Source organism: Bacillus sp. EB106-08-02-XG196 (assembly GCF_013396335.1).
Lineage (GTDB): Bacteria > Bacillota > Bacilli > Bacillales > Cytobacillaceae > Neobacillus.
On sequence record NZ_JABWSY010000016.1, the window covers coordinates 46,610 to 58,147 of the forward strand.

Below are 11,538 nucleotides of genomic sequence, written 5' to 3' on the forward strand. Positions count from 1 at the left end.
AAACTTAATTACAAATTAAAATCTTTAATTTTATATAATTATTATTAAAAGGTAGAATCAAAATGAGTCAATATTCAAAAAAATTACTTTCGACTATTACTAGCGAATCAAAACAGGAGGTTGAACTATGGACTTAAAGTTATCCGGAAAAAAGGCACTTATTGTTGGAGGAAGCCGTGGTATTGGTAAAGCTGTTGCCCGCCAGTTGGCTCTAGAAGGTGTAGATTGTACGATTTGTTCAAGAACCGAATCCACTCTAAAGATCGCTGCAGAGGAATTGGCACAAGAAACGAGGCGAAATATCTATCCGATCGTGGCAGATACCACTGATCCTAACTCTATCTTAAATCTAATTGAACAATCAGCAGCAGCAATGGGAAGCATTGATATATTAATCAACAGCGGAGCCCGTGTTGGCGGCCAGGAGCCAGAGGATTTTTATAGTATTAAAGATGAACTTATTTTGAAAGATTTTGAAGAAAAGTACATGGGCTATTTTCGCTGTATCCGAGCGGTTGCACCTTATATGATAGAAAATAAATGGGGCCGTATAATAAATATAAGTGGTCTGGCTGCCAGAATTGGCGGCAATTATTTTAGTTCTGGTCCGCGTAATGCATCTGTTGTCCATATGACGAAATCCGCCTCATTGGAATTAGGAAAGCACGGAATTAACGTTAATGCTGTTTACCCAGGGATCGTCGATACTGAAACGTTTAGAGGCCGGGTCACGAATGAGGAAGCTATACGCCATGTAGAATCACTGAATTCCCTCGGCCGCTTGATAACTGCAGAGGAAATTGCTTATGTCGTTACCTTCCTGGCCTCGCCTTTGGCGGCATCGATTACTGGCGATGTTATTCCGGTAACTGGCGGCATTGGAAATACCGTTTATTTCTAAAATAAAGAGTTTATAGGTTAACTGTTTGACATAGATTTTGGGTAATAAAATAGAAAACTTGCCACTGTATTGGCAAGTTTTCTTGATTTTTAATTTACATAAATTATTCAACTAAAGTCACGTTCGTACAAAAAATGGTCTCCCCATTCAATAAAGATTAATAAATTACTATTTCACAAATGGATAGACAAAAACCCTTTCATACACTAAGCATGCTAATTACACTTGAGGAATAAAAAAGTATATATCATTTATTATCCACTTAGTGTTGACAAATATTTTTAATATTTATATAGTTTAATTGTCAACCAAATATGTATATTAGTTAACAATTAAACGACAAGGGGAAAACAAAATGAAAAATCAACAAGTAAAATTAAGAATGATGATTGTTACGGCACTTTTTTCGGCAATCATTGGCGTATTGGCCCAAATAACCATTCCACTTCCGCTCGTTCCGATTACAGGACAAACACTTGCCATTGGATTAGCAGCAACAATCCTTGGGTCACGTTACGGATCATTTTCAGTTATTTTATATTTAATTATCGGTTCTTCAGGGGTACCTGTATTTGCAGAATTTTCTGGTGGATTTTCAAAGCTTATCGGACCAACAGGAGGATATTTAGTTGGCTTCCTTCCAACAGCCTTCCTTATTGGTTGGTTCATGGAAAAAACATCCTTCAACCTCAAAAATGCAGTGATTGCAAATAGTATTGGTATGCTAATCACTTTGACATTTGGGACTGTTTGGTTGAAAGTTGCTGCAAATCTTTCTTGGACAGCCGCCTTTGCGGGAGGATTTACACCATTTATAGTTGTTGGTTTAATCAAGGCTTCCCTTGCTTCGTGGATTGGTATCTTAGTTCGAAATCGATTAATTTCAGCTAAATTATTGTTTTCAGAAAAAAATAATCTATCAAAATCAGCATAAAAACTTCAGTAAAAAACAAAATCACTAACGCGATTTAAAAAAAAAAGAAATGACGTACTTACAATTCATACGTCATTTCTTTTTTCATATTATAAAGAAAGCACCAAAATACGGAACACTTTTTAAATATTGAGGCTAGTTTTATTTCATACAATCTATCTTATATTTTGCGCGATTCAAGAACTTGTCAATCCTCTTAACTGTTGATTCAATGTTCTCAGAGAAAATAGCCATGTGTGCAAAAAAGCCGTGTACCATACCGGGTTCACATTCATATTCAACCTGCACACCAAATTTTTTCAGACGTTCAGCATAAGCCCTTCCTTCATCCCGAAGCACATCATTTTCCGCTGTGATTACTAATGCTTTCGGGAGGCCACTTAAATCTTCAGCGACCAAGGGTGAAGCGTACTCATTACACCTGTCCTCTTCATTCCTTAAATAATGATCACGGAACCAAATAAGCTGTTCGCGATCCAGACCAAATCCTTTTGCAAATGTTTGATGGGATTCCGTATTGCACTCAAGGTTTGTCGGAGGATAAAGTAAGACCTGAGCAGTGATGTTGGGACCTTTTCTGTCTCTCGCCATCAACGTAACTACTGTTGCTAGATTTCCACCTACGCTGTCCCCTCCGACTATCAATCTTGAAACATCTCCATTAAAGGAAGTCCCTTTTTCATACACCCATTCCAAAGCCTCAAATGCGTCTTCGACTGCAGTCGGAAACTTATACTCTGGTGCAAGACGATAGTTTACGGATACAACAATGCTTTCCGTTCTATTAGCAATCATTCGACAGCTTGCATCCGTCGATTCAATGTCTCCAAGAACCCATCCCCCACCATGGTAGTATATAAATAGAGGAAAGGGACCTTGCCCTTCTGGTATGTATACCCGACATTTGATTTCTTCTTCCTGGCTTACAGGAAGCATCAAATTCTCTACCTTTAAAAGCGGTTCTAATTTGACAGCAGGGCGCGGTGCCTTTGCCAGCATATCTCTTACTGTCTTAGGATCCATTTTATGAATAGGCGGCATCTGATTAAATGCTTGTAAATATTTTTCTGCTTGCGGATCTATATTTACCATGGAACATCATCCTCACTTCAATTAATATTAAAATTAACTCGGCTATATCCAAACCTTTCATTCCTGTCAAAAGGCATTTAAAAACATAAAATGGTGATTTTATTCACCATATTTCGTTGAATAAAATCACCATCTCACTTGATATAAGAAATAATGGTGATTATAACTACCACCAGCTTTTTATCTAGTTACGGGTGCTCCTCCAATATAAAACTCGAAATCCGGGGCAATTTTCCTTCCATTTGGCATCATGAGCCATAATCTTAATAGATGGCGTTTCTTGTCATCTTCTTCGTAATCTTCAAAATGAGTCCGTGAATGAAAAACAGTATAATTATTAACGAATTGCATATCACCCGGTTCCATCATCATATCTATATGGAAGTTTTCATCATGAGTGAGGGAATCGATAAAATCAAATACTTCGATTTCCTCTTCCGACAAAGGGATCCCTGTTTTCGTTTGTGCTGATTGGACATATTGGCGAATATATCTGCAGCTTAATTTACCATCGTAATAGCTAAAGATCGGTGTTTGAACTACTGGAGATTGACCAGGTGCTTCTTCCCCGCGAAGATCATGGGCAAATGGACGATAGAGAATTTCAAGGTACTCTGGGTGCTTCTCCAGAATTTCATTATAGATCGACATCGCACTTGCGATACTGCTTAAACCGCCAGATTTTGCTTTCTTAAGACATAGTAATCCGACCACATCAGCAAGATCTGTGTGATAATCAAGATGTACATTCGTTTGGTAACCACGTACTTTTGTATTATCACTAAAGTCTTTACCTACGTTTTTGATATGCCCTAAAAGTTCCCCAGTTTTGCTTTGGATTATCGGCAGTCCCAAGTGAAGTCCGAGACCCCAGTAAATGATGCCCGCTTCTTCGTCAGTAAACTGGTCCATTGGCAATCCACGAATCAATAGAAATCCTCTTCCATTCTCCAGCTCGTCAACAAAGTATTTAATTTCGTCAGCTAAATCAGGAATCGGGAAATCCTCCTTATTAAAATCAGGTGCTTTTAATCCCTTTTGTTGAACATGTAATACAGCCTTTTCAAGAGCAGCAATCGTGTTCTCGGATAAATAATAAATCCATGATTCATCTTTAGCCAGTTCAATACCTTTCCACGCAGAACGCCCTTGGATTTTTTCATTTAAAATGATTGACATTAAAACTCCTCCTTCAAAATGGACTATTGCCAATTTACTATTTTTGTACTTTAATAATTTTCAATTATATAAAAATATTATTTTTAACTTATTTTCTCCTCTGCTTCAATCATTGTGTGGCCTTGCTTTGCGGGACGTACACCGATCCAAAATAATAGTCCGATAATCAGCATCCCTATAGAAGAGGCTTGAAACGCATAACCATAACCTATTGCCTCAGTCCCTGCATTTTGGATAAGATATCCAAAGACGAGTGGAGCAATAATACTTGTTGTACTTGCAAGAGCAATAAAGGTCCCTTGTGCCTTTCCAATGTTTTGTGGAGAAAAAAACTCCATCAAAATGGCGGGCGCGAGTGAAAGAATGACATACGCAAAACCAGGTGCAAGGGTAAAGAATATTATGGACATAGACGTTGAAGTCACGGTATTTGCTAGATATATACATAAACCGGATAACACCATCATGAAACCAGCAAGATTAATTCGTGCTTTGCGAATATCTCCTGTTTTCCGATAAAGCCGATCTGAAAGTAAAGCAAATCCAAATTGGCAAAAAGCTGCAAAAAGAAAAGGTAAAGACACGGCTAGTTTTAATGTTTGACCATTAAACTGTTGAATTTTGGCAAAGTAGGCTGGAAACCATACCGCTTGAACGGACAATAACCAATAGGCACACCCACCGCACAAAACGGTCAAAATAAAATTTTTAGATAAAAGATGCGGATAAAACTGGCGCCATGAAACCTTAGTGAGGCTAGACGACTGTTGCTCCTTTTGATGAATGTCAGACAGCCCGATTTCTTTTGGGCTTTCTTTACCGAAAATCTGCCATAAAACTAACACAATCAGGCCAAGAATACCCATGGCAATAAATGCAGATCTCCATCCATAATGTTCAATCAAGGAGATTAATAATGGCGAAGCAATCGCTGAACCCCCTGTCGTACCTAAGAGAACAGCACCAAAGCCTATTCCGTGTCTATGTTTCGGGAACCATTTTCCTATGATTGCCGTAGATAGAGCGGGAGCTGGACCTTCACCTGCTCCCAAAATCATTCTTGTTAACACAAGCAGAGACAAACTGGAAACGAAAGGGGTTGTAAATTGAACAATCAACCAGATCAAAGAAATCCACGATAACATTTTTTTCGTGTTTTTGGAATCGGCCATACCTCCAAGAATGAAAGAGGAGAAGGTAAAGAACCAAAAGAATGAACTTCCTACAATTCCCCATTGCGAAGGACTTAAATGTAACTCTTTCATTAAAGGAACGGAAACCAAACCAATGATAATTTTATCTACTTGGTTGATCATACCGGAAAGAACTAGAAATAATAAAATAATCCAAGAATACTTTGGAGTGCTTGACATCTATATATCCTCACTTTTTCCTATATAAGGAACACATTTTCCTAAAATCTGAAAATGTGTTCCCACTGGTTCTTACGAAATGTTGAAGCAAAATTACTTCAATGTTTCTACAATACCGCCAGCTGTTTGTTTACGAGGAGGTACACCGCCGCGACCCGGTTTTCCCGTATTCTCATCAATAAACATCGCGAAATCCGGGGAAATTTCCCGGCCATTTGGCATCGTGAGCCACAATCTTAATAAATGACGTTTTCGATCCAGTTCTTCATAGTCTTCATATTGAGTACGTGAGTGAAGAACCGTATAATTATTGACAAATTGCATATCACCTTCCTCCAGCAGCATATTATAATGCAACTTTTCATCATGAAGGAGGGAATCCAGTAAGTCTAATGCTTCAATTTCAACTTTCGACAGATGGATACCTGTTTTCGCTTGTGCTGATTCGATAAATAAACGGACATATCGGCAGCTCAATTTTCCATCATAGTAACTAAAGATTGGTGATGTAAATACTGGAGATTCTCCTGGCGCTTCCTCTCCACGACGATCAAAGTTAAATGGGCGGCAGAGAATTCCTAAATATTCGGGATTCTTCTCCAGAATTTCATTATAAACAGCCATCGAGCTAATGATACTGCTGTAACCTCCGGATTTCCCTTTTCGCAGGCTTAACAATCCGACAACGTCAGATCCATCCGCGTGAAAAGGAAGATGCAGTTTCGTTTGGTAACCGCGTACATTTGAATTTTCCAAGCTAAGACCTTGATCCCTAACGTGCCCTAAAAGATCACCATTAGCGTTTTGCGATACCGGAGTGCCCATATGAAGGCCGAGACCCCAGTAAATGATGCTGGCTTCTTCATCTGTATACCTTTCAATTGGTAATCCACGAATTAATAGAAATCCTCTACCATTCTCCAGCTCTTCAACAAAGTAATCGATTTCATCTAAGAGATCTGAAATCGGGAAGTCCTCCTTGTTAAAATCAGGTGCTTTTAAACCCTTTTGTTTAACATGTGCTAAAGCGTTATCAAGCGAAGCTATCGTTTTTTCGGACAAATAATAAACCCATGATTCATCTTTAGCCAAGTCAGTGCCTTTCCAAGCTACTGGCCCTTTAACTTTTTCCTTTAAAATGGTTGACATAAATAATCCCCCTATAATAATTTGATTATTTTCTTACTTTACTTCAGTCAATTCTCTTAACTCTCTGCGCAAAATCTTCCCTGTCGAGTTCTTAGGCAGTTCTTTAAAAAATTCCACTTGTTTAGGAAGTTTGTACTTCACCAGCTTATCCTTACAGAATTCAATAATGTCATTCATGGTGAATTGCTCATCCTTAACTACGACGTAAGCTTTTACGCTTTCTCCGTATTCTCCATCAGGAACTCCAATTACGGCCGCCTCGACAACGGCAGGATGCTGATACAGGACTTCCTCTACTTCACGGGGATATACATTGTAACCGCCCACAATAATCATGTCCTTCTTGCGGTCAACAATGTAGATGTAACCTTCTTCATCCATTGTTGCGAGATCACCGGTGTAAAACCACCCGTCTTTAAAAGCTGCTGATGTAGCTTTCGGCATCCCCAAATATCCTTTCATTACATTTGGCCCTTGAACAACTAACTCTCCGACTTCACCTCTCGGCAATTCTTTACCGAACTCATCTACAACTAAGCTTTGGACAGCTGGAATATTCAAGCCGATAGAACCTGGTTTGCGGGTTCCTTTTAATGGATTAATCGCAACGAGAGGAGCTGTTTCCGAAAGTCCATATCCTTCTAAGATTGAAACGTTAAACTTGTTTTCAAATTTATGCAGCATCTCGACCGGAATCGAGGCACCTCCAGAGATACACATGCGAATAGATTGGAAATCCACCGCAGTCACTTCAGGTAATTGATTGATAAAACTGTACATTGTAGGTACGCCTGCAAACACAGTTGCCTTTCTTTCTCGAATGGTGCTGACCACTTCGAAAGGGCTGAATTTAGGCTGGATCAGGACTGTTGCTCCGCAAGCAATTGGTGCATTTAAACAAACTGTCATACAGAAAACATGAAACATTGGCAGGACTGCTACTACACGGTCATTTTCATCGAGTTCAAGTAATTTTGAAATAGAGTCTGCATTCGATGCTAAGTTCCGATGTGATAACATCGCACCCTTTGGTTTCCCGGTGGTACCTGACGTGTACAGAATGACTGCAAGGTCTTCTTGATCAATGTAAGGGCTTCCACAAACATTCAGGCTTGTTGCCATGAGATGTTCCCATGTCCATTCCTGATTATCAGCATCGGTATAAATGACTAACTTTAGATTTTTCAATTGTTTCTTTACTTCTGATAACTTCGGCTCTACGGATACGTGAGCAATGACCGCTTTGGCTTGACTATTATCTAATATGTAGCTGATTTCCCCTTGGGTAAATAAAGGATTAATCGGTACAACAAATGCACCTAGTCGTAAAATGCCGTAGTAGGCAATGAGAAATTCAGAGCTATTTCCTAATAAAAGAGCCACTCCATCTCCCTTCCCTATTCCTTGGGCAGACAATCCAGCAGCCAATTGATCCACCTGCTGATTTAGTTCCCTATAAGTAACACTTTTATCACTATAGATATAAGCGATACTTTCTGGGAAATTACTTGCGCTTTTTTTCAGATTTTCGTATAGATTATTACTCATCAAGATTTCCACCCCTTTTCCTCACTTAGAAGCGTTATTTACGCTTACTATTGTGAATATTTTAAATATTACTACATTGAGTATACTCATAAATAATAATTAAATAAAATTAAAGATTTTAATTTGTATATAACAATTGCTAATATACAAAAGTAAGGTTCAACATAGCCAGGTTCAGGTGGGCTGCTTCCAAGGCTCTCTACATTCACTTCTAAAAAAAAAGACAAAGCCCAAGTAACATAGGCTTTGTCTTTTTTCATTTTTGCTATAATTGATTCTTTAGATAATCTTCTATTAACTCAATAAATAAGTTCATAGATTTCGTATGCAATTCAACAGATTCTGTGATAACTGAAAAATTCCTTTTTATTGGTGTTCCTTTTACATTTAATAATTGAATAGTACCAAGCAGTCTTTCTTTTTTAACAGTAAGTTCTGATAAAAAACTAATACCCAGCCCCGCTTCGACTGCTTCTTTAATTAGTTGTGTGCTGCCGAACTCCATTAACCTAGTGGGACGTATTTGCAAAGATTGAAATAATTTTTCTGTTGCATCTCTTGTTCCAGAGCCTTCTTCACGGACAATCCAATTCTCTTGTTCTACCTGTCTTCGTGTAACCTCCTTATTATAATAAATTGGATATTTACCTCCTGCCATGATATACATTTGGTCTGTGGAAACTGTTTTAATATATATGTTTGTATGAGATATTTCCCCTTCAACTATCCCTACATCAATCTCATGACTAAGGATTGCTTTGGCAATATCTCTTGTGTTTCCAATCTGTACCGAAGGAACAATATTCGGGAATAGGTTCTTCAGTTTTGCAAGTATATGTGGTAAGACATATTCACCAAATGTATAACTGGCACCAATTTTTAATAGTCCTGTTGGCTCGTTATTTAATTCATTGACGAGCATAGACATTCGTTTATATATGCCTGTTATTTCTTTTGCATGGAAATAGACAATTTCACCTGCTTTTGTGAGCTTCACACTTTTGTTTGTTCGCAGAAGCAGTTTTGAGCCTATATATTTTTCTAATAGTTGAATTTGCTGGCTAACGGCAGGCTGGGTCATATGAAGCTCTTCGGCAGCTCTGGAAAAGTTTCTTTTATCAGCTACAGAAATAAATACAGATAATAGTTGATCCATTCGATCTCCTTCTTTATATCGTTTTTACTTATTATCATTATAATAATCATTAATTTTACTTATTGTAAATCATTCGCTACGATAATTATACATAAAGCAATCGAGGGGATGAAAACCATTGGAACAAAAAGCATTAATAATGACCAGTCCAAATAATGAACAAAAAGCGAAAAAAAAGCTAAATGTATCTTTGGTATATGGAATAGGTTTTACGTTTATCATAGCCCTGTCTGGCTTTTTTTTGGCAGCAATACCCGGTCTAAATCGCATTGGACCACTTGCTTGTGCCATTTTACTTGCTGTTATTTATAGACAGGTTTTTGGATATCCAGAAAGATTACGTACAGGTATTCAATTTTCAGCAAAAAGACTTTTAAGATTTGCGATCATACTTTACGGGTTAAAGCTTAACATGATCGTCATATTTCACGAGGGCTTTCCACTATTGCTTAAAGGAGCCGTAACCATTATTTTTTCGATTGTTGTTTTAATGTTCATTGCAAAATTGCTTAAAGCAGATTTAAATCTTTCTCTATTACTAAGTGTTGGCACTGGTATTTGTGGTGCTGCTGCCATCGCAGCCGTATCGCCAATTATAAAAGCAAAAGATGAAGATACAGCTATGGGGGTAGGCATTATAGCATTAGTAGGCACAGTTTTTTCAATTATCTATACGTTATTATTTCCTTTATTGCCTATTAGTTCTATAGACTACGGAACCTGGGTTGGAATTAGTCTTCATGAAATAGGTCATGTTGCATTAGCAGCCGTTCCAGCAGGGCAGGATGCTCTTGCTCACGCATTACTGGCTAAACTTTCACGAGTATTTCTATTAATTCCACTTTGTTTTATCCTAATGTTTTGGATGAAAAAGAATGGGAAAATGGAAGGAGAAGCAAAATTCGAGTTTCCATGGTTTTTAATTGGTTTTATCGTCATGAGCTTTGTGGGGACCTATATCATGGGTTCTGAGGTTTTAGTATCAGACTCAATTATGACTGATATTGCAACTTTGACATCATTTATTTTAACAATGTCTATGACCGGCTTAGGATTAAATATTAGTTTAAAAGAATTACGTACCAAAGCAATACGTCCGCTTATTGCCATAATCATTACATCTTTGCTTTTAACTTTACTAACGTATTATAGTATATAAACTTAAAAATCATATCAAATAATTAAAAACAGCGACCCAACATAATGGAAGTGCCCCTCGACATATATATAAATAAAACAGCCTGAGTTCTAGCTTGGCGGCAAGAACTCAGGCTGTTTTAGGTTTTTAATAAAGTCATCAATAAATTCCTTCGCTACTTTTGTTAAACCTTTTGTTTCTAAATATATAAGCCAGAAATCAATGGGAAAATAATTTTCTTCCCTTAGAGGAATGATTTTTATTTCTCCATTTTTAACCATGGGACTATGGTTAAGAGAAAAATCATGCAAAAATAAAACGGCTTGACTTTCTTTTACCAATTCAAAAAGAAGGCTGCTGCTGTTTGATCTAATTAAAACTTGATTGGGATTCAATTTTATTAATTTTAATACCTTTTTATAATCCGATGAATGATATAGAACAAATTTTGAATTCTCTAAATCACTAAGAGTTACGTATTCAAAAGAGTAATATGGTGAATTTTTACCAACCGCAATACAAATGTGACCCTCATGAATATGTTCAAAACAAATATTTTTTTCTTTTTTTAATTCATTAATAGATGCATGTATGAAAGCGAAGTCATAGTTTTCTTTGTTAAAATTCTGAATAATATCTGTAGGATTTTGCTCTACAAATTCGAATGTAATATCACGATTTCCTGAATTAAACTTAACCATTGTTTCTTGTATTGCATAAGAAAAGGAAGGCGCTGTAATCATTTTTAAATGAGTTTGATTACTGTTTTTAAAATCATAAATTTCTTTATTTAGTTCTTTCATGGTCTTAAGTATAGCCACTGCTTTGGAAATAACGATTTTACCTTCAAAAGTAGGAGTAACTCCTTGTTTTGCTCGGTTAAAGATTTTTATTCCAAGCTCATTTTCTAGCTGTGTTATGGATTGACTCATCCCTGAAGGTGAAATAAATAATTTTTCCGCTGCTTTTGTAATGGACATCTCATTGGCAACATTGACAATATACTCCATTTGTTCAAAATTCATTCTATCCCCTCAACCTCCGCTGATCCCATCCACATTATGATCT

The 11,538-nt window shown here is 37.2% G+C and carries 11 protein-coding genes; 3 read left to right on the forward strand and 8 right to left on the reverse strand.

Features of this window, described 5'->3' with window-relative positions; genetic code table 11:
- The first annotated feature begins 127 nt into the window (after nt 1–127).
- Both MLOOGBEN_RS22475 and MLOOGBEN_RS22480 read left to right on the forward strand, forming a co-directional pair.
- Nucleotides 128–901 (forward strand): SDR family NAD(P)-dependent oxidoreductase, encoded by a 774-nt coding sequence (locus tag MLOOGBEN_RS22475; protein ID WP_179160517.1) that lies wholly within the window; start codon nt 128–130, stop codon nt 899–901.
- A gap of 355 nt (nt 902–1,256) precedes the next feature.
- The gene (locus tag MLOOGBEN_RS22480) at nt 1,257–1,835 is read left to right on the forward strand and encodes a biotin transporter BioY (RefSeq protein WP_095250039.1); all 579 of its coding nucleotides are present in this window, start codon (nt 1,257–1,259) and stop codon (nt 1,833–1,835) included.
- A 141-nt stretch (nt 1,836–1,976) separates the two neighbouring features.
- Here MLOOGBEN_RS22480 and MLOOGBEN_RS22485 read toward each other — a convergent pair whose 3' ends face one another.
- The 7 genes from MLOOGBEN_RS22485 to MLOOGBEN_RS22510 form a co-directional block, all read right to left on the reverse strand.
- Nucleotides 1,977–2,927 (reverse strand): alpha/beta hydrolase, encoded by a 951-nt coding sequence (locus MLOOGBEN_RS22485; RefSeq protein WP_179160518.1) that lies wholly within the window; start codon nt 2,925–2,927, stop codon nt 1,977–1,979.
- Between the two features lie 180 nt (nt 2,928–3,107).
- Nucleotides 3,108–4,106: a TauD/TfdA family dioxygenase gene (locus MLOOGBEN_RS22490; protein ID WP_179160519.1), complete on the reverse strand. Its 999-nt coding sequence runs from the start codon at nt 4,104–4,106 to the stop codon at nt 3,108–3,110.
- Between the two features lie 83 nt (nt 4,107–4,189).
- Nucleotides 4,190–5,479, reverse strand: a complete 1,290-nt coding sequence (locus MLOOGBEN_RS22495) for an MFS transporter (protein ID WP_179160520.1) — start codon at nt 5,477–5,479, stop codon at nt 4,190–4,192.
- Between the two features lie 93 nt (nt 5,480–5,572).
- Nucleotides 5,573–6,628: a TauD/TfdA family dioxygenase gene (locus MLOOGBEN_RS22500; RefSeq protein WP_179160521.1), complete on the reverse strand. Its 1,056-nt coding sequence runs from the start codon at nt 6,626–6,628 to the stop codon at nt 5,573–5,575.
- A gap of 33 nt (nt 6,629–6,661) precedes the next feature.
- Nucleotides 6,662–8,176: a long-chain-fatty-acid--CoA ligase gene (locus MLOOGBEN_RS22505; protein WP_179160522.1), complete on the reverse strand. Its 1,515-nt coding sequence runs from the start codon at nt 8,174–8,176 to the stop codon at nt 6,662–6,664.
- An 86-nt stretch (nt 8,177–8,262) separates the two neighbouring features.
- A complete protein-coding gene (locus tag MLOOGBEN_RS28985) occupies nt 8,263–8,436 on the reverse strand; it encodes a hypothetical protein (RefSeq protein WP_218781291.1) in 174 nt (57 codons plus the stop codon).
- 5 nt (nt 8,437–8,441) lie between these two features.
- Nucleotides 8,442–9,332: a LysR family transcriptional regulator gene (locus tag MLOOGBEN_RS22510; RefSeq protein ID WP_179160523.1), complete on the reverse strand. Its 891-nt coding sequence runs from the start codon at nt 9,330–9,332 to the stop codon at nt 8,442–8,444.
- A 139-nt stretch (nt 9,333–9,471) separates the two neighbouring features.
- Between MLOOGBEN_RS22510 and MLOOGBEN_RS22515 the strand changes: the two genes are divergently transcribed.
- Nucleotides 9,472–10,491: a YeiH family protein gene (locus MLOOGBEN_RS22515; RefSeq protein WP_179160598.1), complete on the forward strand. Its 1,020-nt coding sequence runs from the start codon at nt 9,472–9,474 to the stop codon at nt 10,489–10,491.
- Nucleotides 10,492–10,580: 89 nt separating this feature from the next.
- On the opposite strand, the gene MLOOGBEN_RS22520 is transcribed toward MLOOGBEN_RS22515, so the two are convergent.
- Nucleotides 10,581–11,495 (reverse strand): LysR family transcriptional regulator, encoded by a 915-nt coding sequence (locus MLOOGBEN_RS22520; protein ID WP_179160524.1) that lies wholly within the window; start codon nt 11,493–11,495, stop codon nt 10,581–10,583.
- Nucleotides 11,496–11,538: the final 43 nt, after the last annotated feature.